The following is a 13,752-nucleotide window of genomic DNA, read 5'->3' as shown; positions in this document are numbered from 1 at the left end:
GCGGACGGGCGGGCCGCGAGGACCGCCGCGGACGGGATTGTCGGTGGGGCCCACTAGGCTCGGGGGCGTGGCAGAGACAGCATCGAAGAAGACCGACCAGAAGACAGCGGAGAACCGTCCGCGCCTGATGCTCATGGACGGGCACTCCCTGGCGTACCGGGCGTTCTTCGCGCTGCCCGCGGAGAACTTCACGACCGCGACGGGCCAGCCGACCAACGCCATCTACGGCTTCGCGTCGATGCTGGCGAACACCCTGCGCGACGAGGCGCCCACGCACTTCGCGGTGGCCTTCGACGTGTCCCGCAAGACCTGGCGCTCGAAGGAGTTCCCCGAGTACAAGGCGAACCGCTCCTCGACGCCCGACGAGTTCAAGGGCCAGGTCGAGCTGATCGGCGAGCTGCTGGACGCGATGGCCGTGCCGCGGTTCGCGGTGGACGGCTTCGAGGCCGACGACGTGATCGCCACGCTGGCCACGCAGGCCGAGGCCGCGGGCTTCGACGTCCTGATCGTCACCGGTGACCGGGACTCGTTCCAGCTGGTCACCCCGCGGACCACCGTGCTGTACCCGACCAAGGGCGTCTCCGAGCTGACCCGTTTCACCCCGGAGAAGGTCGAGGAGAAGTACGGACTCACGCCGCAGCAGTACCCGGACTTCGCGGCGCTGCGCGGCGACCCGTCCGACAACCTGCCGGGCATCCCGGGCGTGGGCGAGAAGACGGCCGCGAAGTGGATCAACCAGTTCGGGTCCTTCGCCGAGCTCGTCGAGCGGGCCGAGGAGGTCAAGGGCAAGGCGGGGCAGAACTTCCGCGACCACCTGGAGTCCGTCAAGCTCAACCGCGTGCTGACCGAGATGGTCCGCGACGTGGCGCTCGACCGCGCCCCCGGGGACCTGGAGCGCCGCCCGTACGACCGCAAGGCCGTCACCGGCGTGCTCGACGTACTGGAGATCCGCAACGCCTCGCTGCGCGAGCGGCTGCTGGCCGTCGACCCGGGCGCGGACCAGGAGGAGGCTCCGGCCCCGGCCGCCGGCGTGGAGCTGGACGTCAGCGTGCTGGGCGCCGGCGAGCTCGCGCCGTGGCTGGCCGAGCACGCTCGGGGCCCGCTGGGCGTGGCCACCGTCGACGCGTGGGCGCTGGGCACCGGCAGCGTCTCCGAGATCGCGCTCGCCGCGGCCGGGGGCGCGGCCGCCTGGTTCGACCCGTCGGTCCTGGACGAGGGCGACGAGCAGGCGTTCGCCGTCTGGCTGGCCGACCCGGCCCGGCCGAAGGTCATGCACAACGCCAAGGGCGCGATGCGGGTCATGCCCGAGCACGGCTGGACCGTCGCGGGCGTCTCCATGGACACCGCGCTCGCCGCCTACCTCGTCAAGCCCGGCCGGCGCTCCTTCGCGCTGGACGTCCTGGCGGTCGAGTACCTGGGCCGCGAACTGCAGCCGCCGGCGGCGGACGGCCAGCTGGCCTTCGGCACCGACGAGGACGAGACGGCCGAGGCCGAGGCGCTGTGCGCGCAGGCCCGCGCGGTCCTCGACCTGGGCGACGCGTTCGCCGCCAAGCTCCAGGAGGTCGGCGCCGCCGAGCTGCTGCACGACGTGGAGCTGCCCACCTCCGAGCTGCTCGCCCGCATGGAGCGGCACGGCATCGCCGCCGACCGCGACCACCTGGAGGCGATGGAGCGGCAGTTCGCCGACGCCGTGCAGCAGGCCGTCAAGGAGGCCCACGCCACGGTCGGCCACGAGTTCAACCTCGGCTCGCCCAAGCAGCTCCAGGAGGTCTTCTTCGGCGAGCTGGGCCTGCCCAAGACGAAGAAGACCAAGACCGGCTACACCACGGACGCCGACGCCCTGGCCTGGCTCGCCCAGCAGACCGACCACGAACTCCCCGTGATCATGCTGCGGCACCGCGAGCAGGCGCGGCTGCGCTCCACCGTCGAGGGCCTGATCAAGACGGTCGCCGCCGACGGCCGGGTCCACACCACCTTCAGCCAGACCGTGGCCGCCACCGGTCGCCTGTCGTCGACCGACCCGAACCTGCAGAACGTGCCGGTGCGCACCGACGAGGGCCGGGCCATCCGCCGCGGCTTCGTCGTCGGCGAGGGCTTCGAGTCCCTGATGACGGCCGACTACAGCCAGATCGAACTGCGCGTCATGGCCCACCTGTCGGAGGACGAGGGCCTGATCGAGGCCTTCCTCTCCGGCGAGGACCTGCACACCACGGTCGCCTCCCAGGTGTTCGGCGTCGAGCGGTCCGCCGTGGACGCCGAGATGCGCCGCAAGATCAAGGCCATGTCGTACGGCCTGGCCTACGGCCTGTCCGCCTTCGGCCTCTCGCAGCAGCTGAACATCGACCCGGCCGAGGCGCGGGGTTTGATGGACACCTTCTTCGAGCGCTTCGGCGGGGTACGGGACTACCTCCAGCGGGTCGTCGACGAGGCCCGGGCCACCGGGTACACGGCGACCATGCTGGGCCGCCGCCGCTACCTGCCCGACCTCAACAGCGACAACCGCCAGCGTCGCGAGGCCGCCGAGCGGATGGCGCTCAACGCCCCGATCCAGGGCACCGCGGCCGACATCGTGAAGCTGGCGATGGTGCGGGTCGACCGGGCGCTGGCGGGGGCCGGGCTGACGTCCCGGATGCTGCTCCAGGTGCACGACGAAATCGTGCTGGAGATCGCCCCGGGCGAGGCGGCCGAGGTCGAGGCGATCGTCCGCCGCGAGATGGCCGCGGCGGTCGAGCTGCGGGCGCCGCTCGACGTCTCGGTGGGCGTGGGCCCGGACTGGGAGTCCGCCGCCCACTGACCCCGTCCCCGGCCGCGCCCCCTGCCGCCGTCCCCGGCCCCCGCCACCTCGGGGGCGCCGCCCCGCCTCCCCCGCGCCTCAAGCGCGGGCGGGGCGGGAATCGCCGGCACCGAGAAGGGCCGGCATATCCGGCCCGCGCCGCGCAGGAAGCGCTGCACGGTCGGCAGCGGCACGGCGGCCGCGAACCGTTTGAGCGCACCCGGTGCGCAGCGCCCGGGTTTCCCGGGCGGAGCCCGGGGGCGGCGTCCGTGGTCGCAAGCCCCGGTTGCGGGAAGGGGCGGGGAGGGGACACCGCCCCGCAGGGCCCACCGGCTCGCGGCCGGATGACGCCCGGGCGGCGGCGTCAGCGGCGCGACGGCACCGGCGCGACCGACGGGGCCCCCGCCGAGGCAGCCGCCCCGGGGCCGCGCCGGCGCCGCAGCCGGACGACGACGGCGTACAGGGGAAGCGCAACCCCCAGCCCGGCCCCCGCCCCGAAGCACACCGTCGGCACGAGGTCGAGCGGACTCCCGACCCCGTCGAAGAACGTGAAGTACCGCACCACCCGCTGCGCGACCCCGCCGGCCACCGCCGCCCCGAGCAGGGTGAGCGCCACCCCCCGCTCGCCGCGGGTCAGTACCGGCACCGCGGCCGGCGCCGGCCCACCCGGCAGCCGGCGCACCGCCCGTACCAGGAACCAGCCGAGGGCGAGCAGCGCCACCGCCGAGCTTCCGTACTGCAGCCACCACCACCCCGGCATACCGGCGACCGGCTCCAGCAGCGCCGGCACCGCGTCCGTGCCCCGCCGCCCGGGGTGTGTGAAGCCGTCCCACACCACGTGCGTCAGCGCGCCCAGCACCGCCGAGACCCAGAACCGGCAGGCCAGCGGCAGCCGAGCCGTCCCCCGCCAGTCCGCCCCGCGGGCCAGCGCGTACGCACGGCCCCGCCAGGCCCGCGGCAGCAGCGCCACCAGCGGCTCGCGCAGCAGCAGCCAGCAGGCCACCAGCCCCGCCGAGAGGAGCACGTCCACGCCGACCACCCCGACCACCGAGTGCGTGACGGCACCGAACTCCATGCCGCCGGGCACCACGCTCGCGGCGAAGTACGTCACGTCCGGTGCGAAGGACCCCGCGACCAGTGCCGACGCCAGCAGCGGCCCGCGTGCGGTCCCCGTGCGCCGGATCCCCGGCAGTACGGCCGCGGCATGGCTGAGCGTGAACGGCATGAGGGCCCCTCCCGGATGATCACCTTCGTCCAGTATGCGACGCCCCGGCCCGCCCCGCGGTTTCGCACCGGCCGCCCCCGACGCCGCAGCCCCGCGTACGGGTTCTCATCTGCCGCCCGCGTTGCTACGGTGCCCCAACCCTGACGGTGCATCAGATCCGGAGGCCCTGCCATGCGCGCACTCGCCGCCGCCGCGATCGGCCTGGCCGCCGCGCTGGCCCTGGCCTTCGGCGTGACCGCCGCCGGCCAGCCCGAGGGGCGGACCTCGCCCAAGCCGCTGCTCACCACCGCGCCCACGGCGCCCGGACAGGAGTAAGGGGAGGCGACCGCCGCCATGAGACGCCGAGCCAGCCTGGTGCTCCTCGCCCTCGCCGTGTTCTGTGCCGCCCTGGCCCCGCTCATGCGCTGGTACATGTACCCGCGGCTGGCGAAGATCCCGGCGAACCAGTACCAGGAGACCGTCCTGGAGGCGGCGCCCGCCACCCTCCTCGACTACGGCACGCTGCAGCCCAGGAAGGTCCCCAAGATCACCATCGTGCAGACGCTCAAGGGCAACGTGGAGCGCTCCCGCGAGATCGAGGCCAGCGCCGGCCGCGACGTCGTCGTCTGGGACTCCCTCGCGTACGTGATCGGCCCCGACGGGAAGATGGTCTCCCAGGTCCCCGAGCGGTACGTGTTCGACGCCCACACCCAGGACCCGGTGCACGCCACCGGCGAGTCGGTCGACGGCGACCCGGTCCGGCGCGAGGGGGTGGAGTTCAAGTTCCCCTTCTTCACCGAGCCCCGCGACTACCTCTACTTCGACGCCCAGACCCGGACCTCCGCGCCCATCCACTACGTCGGCCCCCGCACGTTCCACGGCCTGGACGTCTACTACTTCGAGCAGACCGTTCCGTGGACCAAGGTGCCGTTCCCCAAGAAGATGCCGATCGAGGGCATCGACCCGGCCACCATCGAGTCAGGCCTGGGCACCTCCCGCTGGTACACCACCAAGCGGATGTTCTGGGTCGAGCCCGTCACCGGCGCGCCCGTCAACGGCGAGGAGATCCACAGCGAGGAGCTGCGCGGCGGCCAGCTCGCCGCCAACGCCCCCGGCCAGCGCCTCGTCGTCTTCCAGGGCCACGTCAAGATGCGCGCGGACTACCTGGAGCACACCGTCGACCTGGTCGCGGCGAACCGCACCAAGGTCCTCGTCCTGCACACGTACGCCCCGATCGGCCTCGCGGTGTGGGGCGGGCTGCTGTGCGCACTGGCCCTGTGGCTGGAGGCGCGCACCCGGCGCGGCCGCACGGACGCGCCGCCCCGGGAACCGGTCGCGGTCGCCGCCTGACCGGGCGTCAGGAGCGCCTGAGGCGGGCGTTGGTGTGCCGGGTCGGCTCGGCCGTGGCCGGGTCCTCCGGCCAGGGGTGCTTGGGGTAGCGGCCGCGCAGCTCCGCCCGTACGGCCTTGTACCCCTCCCGCCAGAACGACGCCAGGTCGGCGGTGACCGCCGCCGGCCGCCCGGCCGGCGACAGCAGGTGCACGAGCACCGGTACGCCCGCCACCGTCGGCGTCTGCGCCAGCCCGAACAGCTCCTGCAGCTTCACGGCCAGCACGGGTTGGTCGGCCGAGTAGTCCACCGCGATCCGCGAGCCGCTCGGCACCTGGATGCGCTCGGGGGCCAGCGCATCGAGCCGGCCCGCCTCGCCGGAGGCCCACGGCAGCAGCCGCGCCAGCGCCGCACCGGCGTCGATCCGGGCCAGGTCGGCCCGCCGCCGCGCCCGCGACAGCTCCGGCTCCAGCCACTCCCCGGCCCGCTCCACCAGCGCCCCGTCCGACACGTCCGGCCAGGGCTCGCCCAGGGTCCGGTGCAGGAAACCCAGACGCTGGCGCAGTGCGGCCGCTTCCTTGGTCCAGCGCAGCAGGGCCCCCGGGCCCTCCGCCCGCAGCCCCTCCAGGAGCGCCCCGCGCACCAGCGCCGGGTCGGGTGCGCGCAGTGGTCGCACGGCCATCTCGATCGCCCCGAGCCGGGCCACCTCGCGGGCGACGACGTCCCCGTCGGCCCAGTGCACCTCCTCGCCCTCGGACCACAGGTGCTCCGCGGCCCGGCGCGCCGTCGCCCCGTCGAGTACGCCCGCCAGCCGGACCCGGGCGTCCGCGGAGGTCGCGGCCCGGTCGGCGACCGCCACCGCGAGCCACTCGCTGCCGCCCAGCCGCGACCCCTCGGCCAGCGCGGCCCGCGTGCCCGACGCCATCAGGTACCCCCGGTGGGCACTGCCCCGGGCCACCCGTTCGGGGAACGCCAGCGCCGCCACGAGCCCCGCGACGTGGTCGTCCGAGGGTGCCGCGGCCCCGGCCGGCGGGCCCGAACGGGGCGCCGCGGGGGCGTCCCGCCCGGCCGACGCCGCCGCGGCGGCCAGCCGTCCGGCCTCGGCCCGCCAGCGGGCCGCATACGCGTCGTTCCCGCCCCGGGCCGCCCGCCAGGCGCCCACCACGTCGTCCCCGTACTCCCGCGGCGGCTCCTCGCTCAGCAGTGCGACCACCTCGGCCACCCGCCGAGCCCCGCCCCCGGCGGCCGTGACCCCGTCGAGCAGCGCGCGCCCCAGGCGCGGGTGGAGGCCCAGCCGGGCCAGCGCCGTACCCCGCGGTGTCACGCGCCCGGCCGGGTCGATCGCCCCGACCGCGGACAGCACCGCGCGCGCCGCGGCCATGGCCCCGGCGGGCGGCGCGTCCAGCAGCGCGAGCCCCGTCGCGTCCGGATCGCCCCAGCAGGCGGCGTGCAGCGCGAACGGCGCCAGGTCCGCCAGCTTGATCTCCGGCGCCGGGAACAGCGGCAGCCGCCCGTGCTCCGCCTCCGCCCAGCACCGGTACACCGCGCCCGGCGCCTCGCGCCCCGCGCGTCCGGCCCGCTGCCGGGCGGCCGCCTGCGAGGCCCGTACGGTCGTCAGCGCGCCCAGCCCGCGCGAGTGGTCCATCCGCGGCTCGCGGGCCAGGCCCGCGTCCACCACGACCCGCACCCCCGGCACGGTGAGGGACGACTCCGCCACCGCGGTCGCGAGGATCACCCGCCGGCCGGCACCCGGGGACAGCACCGCGTCCTGGACCGCCGCCGGCGCCCGACCGTGCACCTGGAGCAGCTCCGCGTCCACCCCGCCCAGCAGCCCGGCCACCCGCGCGATCTCCCCGACGCCGGGCAGGAAGCACAGCACGTCCCCGGACCGTTCCGAGAGCGCCCGCCGCACCACGGACGCCACGTGCGCCAGCAGCGCCGGGTCGACCCGCATCCCGTGCGGCGGCCGCACCGGGCGGGCCGGCGGCGCCCACACCACCTCGACCGGGTACGAGACCCCGGCGGCCGCCACCACCGGCGCGTCGTCCAGCAGCCGCGCCCAGCCCGCCGCGTCCGTCGTGGCCGACGCGGCCACCAGCCGCAGCTCCGGCCGCAGGGCCGCCCGGACGTCCAGCAGGAACGCGGCGACGGTGTCGGCGTCCAGGTGGCGCTCGTGGCACTCGTCCAGGACGACGACGTCCACCCCGGACAGCTCCTGGTCGCGCTGGAGGCGTTGCAGCAGGACGCCGGTGGTGACCACCTCCACCACCGTCGACGGGCCGGCCACCCGCTCGCCGCGCACCGTGAAGCCCACCGATTCCCCGACCCGCTCGCCCAGCAGCCAGGCCATCCGCCGGGCGGCCGCGCGGGCCGCGATCCGGCGCGGCTCGGCGACGACCACGCGCCGCGCCGGGCCGCCGCCGACCAGACCGGCCAGCACCAGCGGGACCAGGGTGGTCTTTCCGGTGCCGGGCGGCGCGCACAGCACCGCCGTGCCGTGGTCGTCCAGGGCCCTGGTCAGGGCCGGCAGCGCCTCCCGGACCGGGAGCGCGTCCAGGGCCTGCGTACGCATGGGTCAGTCCTCACACCGCATCGGTCGGCCCGCGCGCCGCGTCCGCGGCGCGCGGGTGGTCGGTCGGTCCCGGGCGCTGCGGCCGCCGCCGACCGCCCGGTCCGGTCCCTCGTCGAGACCCGCTCCGGTCATCGTGGCGACCGGGTCCGGTCCCCGTTCAGTCCTCGCGCTCGCACACGAAGATCGCCGTGCCCGGGATCAGGTTCCCGCGCAGCGGGGACCAGCCGCCCCACTCCTGGGCGTTCCAGGCGGGCCACTCCGGCTCCACCAGGTCCACCAGCCGGAACCCGCCCGCGACGATCTCGCGCACCCGGTCCCCCAGGGTGCGGTGGTGCTCGACGTACACCGCGCGGCCCTGCTCGTCCTGCTCGACGTACGGCGTCCGGTCGAAGTAGGAGGCGGACACCGAGAGCCCCTCGGGGCCCGGCTCGTCGGGGAAGGCCCAGCGGATGGGGTGGGTGACCGAGAAGACCCAGCGTCCGCCCGGCCGCAGCACCCGCCGCACCTCGCGGAAGACCTTCACCGGGTCCGCGACGAACGGCACCGCCCCGTAGGCGGAGCAGGCCAGGTCGAAGGAGCCGTCCCGGAACGGCAGCGCGCCGGCGTCGGCCTCCACCAGGGGCACGGCCCCGCCGTCGATGCGCAGGGCGTGCTGGAGCTGGCGGTGCGAGAGGTCCAGGGCCACCGGGCGGGCACCCCGGGCGGCCAGCCATCGGGAGCACTGGGCCGCGCCGGCGCCGATCTCCAGGACGTCCAGGCCCTCCAGGGCTGCCGCCGGGCCCAGCAGGCCGGCGTCGGCCTCGTCCAGGCCCTCGGGACCCCAGACGAAGCGGTCGTCGCCGAGGAAGGCGCCGTGGTCGCTCTGGTACTCGTCCGCGTTGCGGTCCCACCAGCCGCGGCTGGCGCGGCTGCTCTCGGCCTCGCCCGCCTCGCGGCGGGTGGCCTCGGCGTCGTCCCCGTCCCCGTCCTCGTCCTGGCCCGCGGCGTCGTCCTCGTGGCCGAGGGCGTGGCCGTGGTCGTGACGGTGGTCGTGGCGGTGGCCGGCCGGGGGAGCGTCCTCGTGTCCGTCGCCGTACCCGCGGTACGCGGCCGCCGGGTCCTCGTTCACGCGCTCGGCGGCGTCATCCTCTTGGTTCATCGGGCCCGTCGTCGTAGTCTTCGCAGAGTCTTCGCGGCAGGTTCTGGGGCCTGCCCGCAGGGAAGTTGTGCCGGAAGTACGGTGATGCGCCCGCGGTGTCCGCCTTCGCGCATTGACCCTGTCCGGCCGTCCCCGTATGCTACAAGTTGCGCTGCGAGCCTGCGCTCCTCAGACCTAGCAGGCTGCGCTCGCATCTGTTGCAACCCCTCGGTTCTCGAGGCTCCTCCCCGTGACGAACGGTTCGGGGCCTCCTTGGCTGTCCGGCTTACGCAGACGCGACAAAGGCTCCCGGCGTAGCAGTACCTACGACTTCATGTCCGTACCGGAGCCCTTTCCCACATGACGAGCAGCACCGAGACCACCGCCACCACCCCGCAGGTTGCGGTCAACGACATCGGTAACGAGGAAGCCTTCCTCGCCGCGATCGACGAGACGATCAAGTACTTCAACGACGGCGACATCGTCGACGGCGTCATCGTGAAGGTCGACCGGGACGAGGTCCTGCTCGACATCGGTTACAAGACCGAAGGTGTCATCCCGAGCCGCGAGCTCTCGATCAAGCACGACGTCGACCCGAACGAGGTCGTCAAGGTCGGCGACGAGATCGAGGCCCTGGTTCTCCAGAAGGAGGACAAGGAAGGCCGCCTGATCCTCTCGAAGAAGCGCGCCCAGTACGAGCGTGCCTGGGGCACCATCGAGAAGATCAAGGAAGAGGACGGCATCGTCACCGGTACCGTCATCGAGGTCGTCAAGGGTGGTCTCATCCTCGACATCGGCCTCCGCGGCTTCCTCCCGGCCTCCCTGGTCGAGATGCGCCGTGTCCGCGACCTCCAGCCCTACGTGGGCAAGGAGCTCGAGGCGAAGATCATCGAGCTGGACAAGAACCGCAACAACGTGGTCCTGTCCCGCCGCGCCTGGCTCGAGCAGACCCAGTCCGAGGTTCGCCAGACGTTCCTCACCACCCTGCAGAAGGGTCAGGTCCGCTCCGGCGTCGTCTCCTCGATCGTCAACTTCGGTGCCTTCGTGGACCTGGGTGGCGTCGACGGTCTGGTCCACGTTTCCGAGCTGTCCTGGAAGCACATCGACCACCCGTCCGAGGTCGTCGAGGTCGGCCAGGAGGTCACCGTCGAGGTCCTCGACGTCGACATGGACCGCGAGCGCGTCTCCCTGTCGCTGAAGGCGACCCAGGAGGACCCGTGGCAGCAGTTCGCCCGTACCCACCAGATCGGCCAGGTCGTTCCGGGTAAGGTCACGAAGCTGGTTCCGTTCGGTGCGTTCGTCCGCGTGGACGAGGGCATCGAGGGCCTGGTCCACATCTCCGAGCTGGCCGAGCGCCACGTGGAGATCCCGGAGCAGGTCGTCCAGGTCAACGACGAGATCTTCGTCAAGGTCATCGACATCGACCTCGAGCGTCGCCGCATCTCGCTGTCGCTGAAGCAGGCCAACGAGTCCTTCGGCGCCGACCCGATGGCCGTCGAGTTCGACCCGACCCTGTACGGCATGGCCGCGTCGTACGACGACCAGGGCAACTACATCTACCCCGAGGGCTTCGACCCCGAGACCAACGACTGGCTCGAGGGCTACGAGAAGCAGCGCGAGACCTGGGAGACCCAGTACGCCGAGGCCCAGGCCCGCTTCGAGCAGCACCAGGCGCAGGTCGTCAAGAGCCGCGAGGCCGACGCCGCCGCCGCTGCCGAGGGTGGCGAGGCCCCGGCCGCCGCTGCCGGTGGCGTCTCCGGTGGTTCGTACTCCTCGGAGTCGGACGACACGGCCGGCGCCCTGGCGTCGGACGAGGCCCTGGCCGCGCTCCGCGAGAAGCTGGCCGGCGGCCAGAGCTGATCACGGAGCAGCGTCCCGGTCGACGGCCCCGGTCCCTGACCGCAGGTTGCTGACCGAAAGCTGAACGGCTGAAACGGTAAGGCCCGTCCCCTACGGGGGGCGGGCCTTACCGCGTTCTGGGGCTGCGGCGCGCCATCGCGTTTCGGCGGCCGGGCCGTTCGGGGAATGGCGCCGCCCCCGGGAACGTTCTTCCTAGCGAACGCACGAGGGAGGAGCGGGGATCGTGCTTGATCCGCAGGGTTTGTACGAGTGGGACGCCAAGGGGCTCGCCGTGGTCGACCTGGCACTGGCCCAGGACTCGGCCGGGCTGGTGATGCTCTACCACTTCGAGGGCTACATCGACGCCGGTGAGACCGGCGAGCAGATCGTGGAGCGGCTGCTCGACACGCTGCCGCACCAGGTCGTCGCCCGGTTCGACAGCGACCGCCTGGTCGACTATCGCGCGCGCCGTCCGCTGCTCACCTTCAAGCGAGACCACTGGACCGACTTCGACGCGCCCGCGCTCGAGGTCCGGCTCGTCCAGGACGCCACCGGTGCCCCCTTCCTGCTGCTCTCCGGCCCCGAGCCGGACGTCGAGTGGGAGCGGTTCGCCAAGGCCGTGCAGCAGATCGTGGAGCGGCTGGGCGTCCGGCTCTCCGTCAACTTCCACGGCATCCCCATGGGCGTGCCGCACACCCGCCCCGTGGGCCTGACCCCGCACGGCAACCGCACCGACCTCATGCCGGGCCACAGCAGCCCGTTCGACGAGGCCCAGGTGCCGGGCAGCGCCGAGTCCCTGGTCGAGTACCGACTCGCCCAGGCCGGGCACGACGTCCTCGGCGTGGCCGCGCACGTCCCGCACTACATCGCCCGCTCCCCGTACCCCGACGCCGCCCTCACCGCCCTGGAGGCGATCACGGCCGCGACCGGGCTGGTACTGCCGGGCGTCGCGCACGCACTGCGCACCGAGGCGCACCGCACCCAGACGGAGATCGACCGGCAGATCCGGGAGGGTGACGACGAGCTGGTCGCACTGGTCCAGGGCCTGGAGCACCAGTACGACGCCGTCGCCGGAGCCGAGAGCCGCGGCAACATGATCGCCGAGCCGGCCGAGATCCCGTCCGCGGAGGAGCTCGGGCGCGAGTTCGAGCGCTTCCTGGCCGAGCGCGAGGGTGACGCGTAGGGCGTAGGTGCGCGGGTGCGCGGGTGCGGGGGTGCGCGGGTGTGGTGTGCGGGTGTGCCGGTGCACAGGTGTACGGGGCCGGGGCGGGGCCGGGGCGGCAGGGCTTAAGCTGCGCTCCATGCTGAAAGTGGGCCTGACGGGCGGAATCGGTGCCGGCAAGAGCGAGGTCTCGCGGCTGCTGGCCGGGTACGGAGCGGTGGTCGTCGACGCGGACCGCATCGCGCGGGAGGTCGTCGAGCCCGGCACGCCCGGTCTGGCGGCCGTGGTGGCCGCCTTCGGGGAGTCCGTACTGGCCCCGGACGGGACGCTGGACCGGCCGAAGCTCGGCGCCATCGTCTTCGCCGACCAGGAGAAGCTGCGCACCCTGAACGGCATCGTGCACCCGCTGGTCGGGGCCCGCTCCGCCGAGCTGGAGGCCGCCGCGGGCCCGGACGCCATCGTCGTGCACGACGTACCGCTGCTGACCGAGAACGGACTGGCACCGCTGTACGACCTCGTCGTGGTGGTGGACGCGGCCCCCGAGACGCAGCTGGCCCGGCTGATCGCGCACCGGGGCATGGCCGAGGACGAAGCGAAGGCCCGCATGGCCGCGCAGGCCACGCGGGAGCAGCGGCTGGCCGTGGCCGACGTCGTCATCGACAACGACGGGCCGCTGGCGGCGCTGGAGCCCCGGGTCCGCGAGGTGTGGGCGGAGCTGACCGACCGGGCCGCCGCGGCCGCCGGGGGCTGAGCGGCCGGCTCGTTGCGCGTGCGCGGTTTCCCGGGGCCCGGGCCTTGGAATACGCCTGGGTGCCGGGACGTTGGACGGCTCGCAGACGGAAGGACTGGTGACTGACCGTGTCGGAGAACGCGCCGCGCAGCCCCGAGACCCACCTCATCGACTACCGCGCCGCGGAGCGCCTGCTGGAAGCGGGCGACCCCAGGGGAGCGGTGAAACTGCTCGACGCCGTCATCGACGCCCACCCGGAGACCACCGGCCCCCGGCTGCTGCGTGCCCGCGCCTTCTTCGCCGCGGCCCAACTGCGCCCCGCGGAGCTGGAGTTCGAGCTGGTGCTGGAACGGGAGCCGGACAACGCCTACGCGCACTTCGGGCTCGCCCGCACCTACGAGCGGGCCGGTCGCCCCGCCCGGGCCCGTCGGCACTTCCGACTGGCGGCCGCACTCGACCCCAAGCCGGAGTACCTGAGGGCGGCGCGCTTCGAGGAGTGAGCGGTGTAGCGGGGCGGCGGCTGCTGGGGAGTGGGATGGGTGCGGCGGCCGCTGGGGACTGGATGGGCTTGGGTTTGCTTCGGCTTGGGTTTGGGTCTCCGCTTGGGTTTGGGTCTCCGCTTGGCCTTGGGTGTGGGGGTGGGGGTGTGCGTTGGGTTCTGAGGGCTGAGGGCTGAGGGCTGAGGGCTGAGGGCTGAGGGCTGAGCTGAGGGCCGGGACCGGGCGTCAGGGCCTGTCCTGGGGCCTGTCCCGGGGGCGTCCGTCGCCGTGGTCGGGCTCGTAGGGCGGGACGTCCCGGCCGGGCTGCCAATGCGGGCCCTGACGCAGGTGGCGCACGATCATCGTCAGGTCCACCGCCACGATCAGCAGCAGCGCTCCGCAGGCCGCCGCCCAGCCGGGCCGGCCGACGACCACGAACGCGGCCGTCCCCAGCCCGGCCCAGACCAGCCCCCACACGCTCAGCCAGAACCGCATCCGCAGCGCGCTGCGGGCGTTGACCGGCTCGTTCCCGCTCCTCATCGCCATC

Annotated in this window: 11 protein-coding genes; 7 read left to right on the top strand and 4 right to left on the bottom strand. The window is 74.0% G+C overall.

The window, feature by feature from the left end; genetic code table 11:
• The first annotated feature begins 67 nt into the window (after positions 1 to 67).
• On the top strand, positions 68 to 2,794 hold the full coding sequence (gene polA, locus IF43_RS0111585; protein WP_030197912.1) for a DNA polymerase I: 2,727 nt from the start codon (positions 68 to 70) through the stop codon (positions 2,792 to 2,794).
• Positions 2,795 to 3,137: 343 nt separating this feature from the next.
• Here polA and IF43_RS0111580 read toward each other — a convergent pair whose 3' ends face one another.
• Entirely contained in the window at positions 3,138 to 3,998 is an 861-nt protein-coding gene (locus IF43_RS0111580) for a DUF4184 family protein (protein ID WP_030197908.1), read from the bottom strand.
• 171 nt (positions 3,999 to 4,169) lie between these two features.
• On the opposite strand from IF43_RS0111580, the gene IF43_RS40605 reads away from it, so the two are divergent.
• Together IF43_RS40605 and IF43_RS0111570 are read left to right on the top strand one after the other, a co-directional pair.
• Entirely contained in the window at positions 4,170 to 4,313 is a 144-nt protein-coding gene (locus tag IF43_RS40605) for an SPW_0924 family protein (RefSeq protein WP_107048461.1), read from the top strand.
• A gap of 18 nt (positions 4,314 to 4,331) precedes the next feature.
• Positions 4,332 to 5,327 (top strand): DUF3068 domain-containing protein, encoded by a 996-nt coding sequence (locus IF43_RS0111570; RefSeq protein ID WP_030197888.1) that lies wholly within the window; start codon positions 4,332 to 4,334, stop codon positions 5,325 to 5,327.
• A 7-nt stretch (positions 5,328 to 5,334) separates the two neighbouring features.
• Here IF43_RS0111570 and hrpB read toward each other — a convergent pair whose 3' ends face one another.
• Positions 5,335 to 7,878, bottom strand: a complete 2,544-nt coding sequence (gene hrpB / locus IF43_RS0111565; RefSeq protein WP_030197885.1) for an ATP-dependent helicase HrpB — start codon at positions 7,876 to 7,878, stop codon at positions 5,335 to 5,337.
• A 157-nt stretch (positions 7,879 to 8,035) separates the two neighbouring features.
• Positions 8,036 to 9,016, bottom strand: coding sequence for a class I SAM-dependent methyltransferase (locus IF43_RS0111560; RefSeq protein WP_078910080.1), 981 nt, complete (start codon positions 9,014 to 9,016; stop codon positions 8,036 to 8,038).
• 339 nt (positions 9,017 to 9,355) lie between these two features.
• Here IF43_RS0111560 and rpsA point away from each other — a divergent pair, with 339 nt between their 5' ends.
• The 4 genes from rpsA to IF43_RS0111540 all read left to right on the top strand — a co-directional run bounded on the left by rpsA (position 9,356) and on the right by IF43_RS0111540 (position 13,226).
• Positions 9,356 to 10,855: a 30S ribosomal protein S1 gene (gene rpsA, locus IF43_RS0111555; RefSeq protein ID WP_030197880.1), complete on the top strand. Its 1,500-nt coding sequence runs from the start codon at positions 9,356 to 9,358 to the stop codon at positions 10,853 to 10,855.
• Positions 10,856 to 11,078: 223 nt separating this feature from the next.
• Positions 11,079 to 12,017: a PAC2 family protein gene (locus tag IF43_RS0111550; RefSeq protein WP_030197876.1), complete on the top strand. Its 939-nt coding sequence runs from the start codon at positions 11,079 to 11,081 to the stop codon at positions 12,015 to 12,017.
• A 118-nt stretch (positions 12,018 to 12,135) separates the two neighbouring features.
• Complete coding sequence (gene coaE / locus IF43_RS0111545; RefSeq protein WP_030197873.1) at positions 12,136 to 12,747, top strand: dephospho-CoA kinase; 612 nt, start codon at positions 12,136 to 12,138, stop codon at positions 12,745 to 12,747.
• Positions 12,748 to 12,854: 107 nt separating this feature from the next.
• Positions 12,855 to 13,226 carry a tetratricopeptide repeat protein gene (locus IF43_RS0111540; protein WP_199922715.1) on the top strand — a complete coding sequence of 124 codons (372 nt, stop codon included), beginning with the start codon at positions 12,855 to 12,857 and terminating at the stop codon, positions 13,224 to 13,226.
• Positions 13,227 to 13,451: 225 nt separating this feature from the next.
• Here the strand turns inward: IF43_RS0111540 and IF43_RS0111535 are convergent, their stop codons facing one another.
• Positions 13,452 to 13,751 (bottom strand): DUF6343 family protein, encoded by a 300-nt coding sequence (locus tag IF43_RS0111535; protein WP_037888127.1) that lies wholly within the window; start codon positions 13,749 to 13,751, stop codon positions 13,452 to 13,454.
• Between the last annotated feature and the right edge of the window lies 1 nt (position 13,752).

The organism is Streptomyces sp. NRRL S-87, assembly GCF_000719335.1.
Classification (GTDB): Bacteria; Actinomycetota; Actinomycetes; order Streptomycetales; family Streptomycetaceae; genus Streptomyces.
Note: the sequence above shows the minus strand (reverse complement) of the source record. Positions and strands in the feature narration are given on the sequence as shown.

What these genes read in the sequence shown, in the direction of transcription:
- IF43_RS0111570 (WP_030197888.1), top strand. Translation starts at nt 4,332, where the DNA reads ATGAGACGCCGAGCCAGCCTGGTGCTCCTCGCCCTCGCCGTGTTCTGT.
- rpsA (WP_030197880.1), top strand. Translation starts at nt 9,356, where the DNA reads ATGACGAGCAGCACCGAGACCACCGCCACCACCCCGCAGGTTGCGGTC.
- hrpB (WP_030197885.1), bottom strand. Translation starts at nt 7,878, where the DNA reads ATGCGTACGCAGGCCCTGGACGCGCTCCCGGTCCGGGAGGCGCTGCCG.
- IF43_RS40605 (WP_107048461.1), top strand. Translation starts at nt 4,170, where the DNA reads ATGCGCGCACTCGCCGCCGCCGCGATCGGCCTGGCCGCCGCGCTGGCC.
- IF43_RS0111580 (WP_030197908.1), bottom strand. Translation starts at nt 3,998, where the DNA reads ATGCCGTTCACGCTCAGCCATGCCGCGGCCGTACTGCCGGGGATCCGG.
- IF43_RS0111535 (WP_037888127.1), bottom strand. Translation starts at nt 13,751, where the DNA reads ATGGCGATGAGGAGCGGGAACGAGCCGGTCAACGCCCGCAGCGCGCTG.
- IF43_RS0111560 (WP_078910080.1), bottom strand. Translation starts at nt 9,016, where the DNA reads ATGAACCAAGAGGATGACGCCGCCGAGCGCGTGAACGAGGACCCGGCG.
- coaE (WP_030197873.1), top strand. Translation starts at nt 12,136, where the DNA reads ATGCTGAAAGTGGGCCTGACGGGCGGAATCGGTGCCGGCAAGAGCGAG.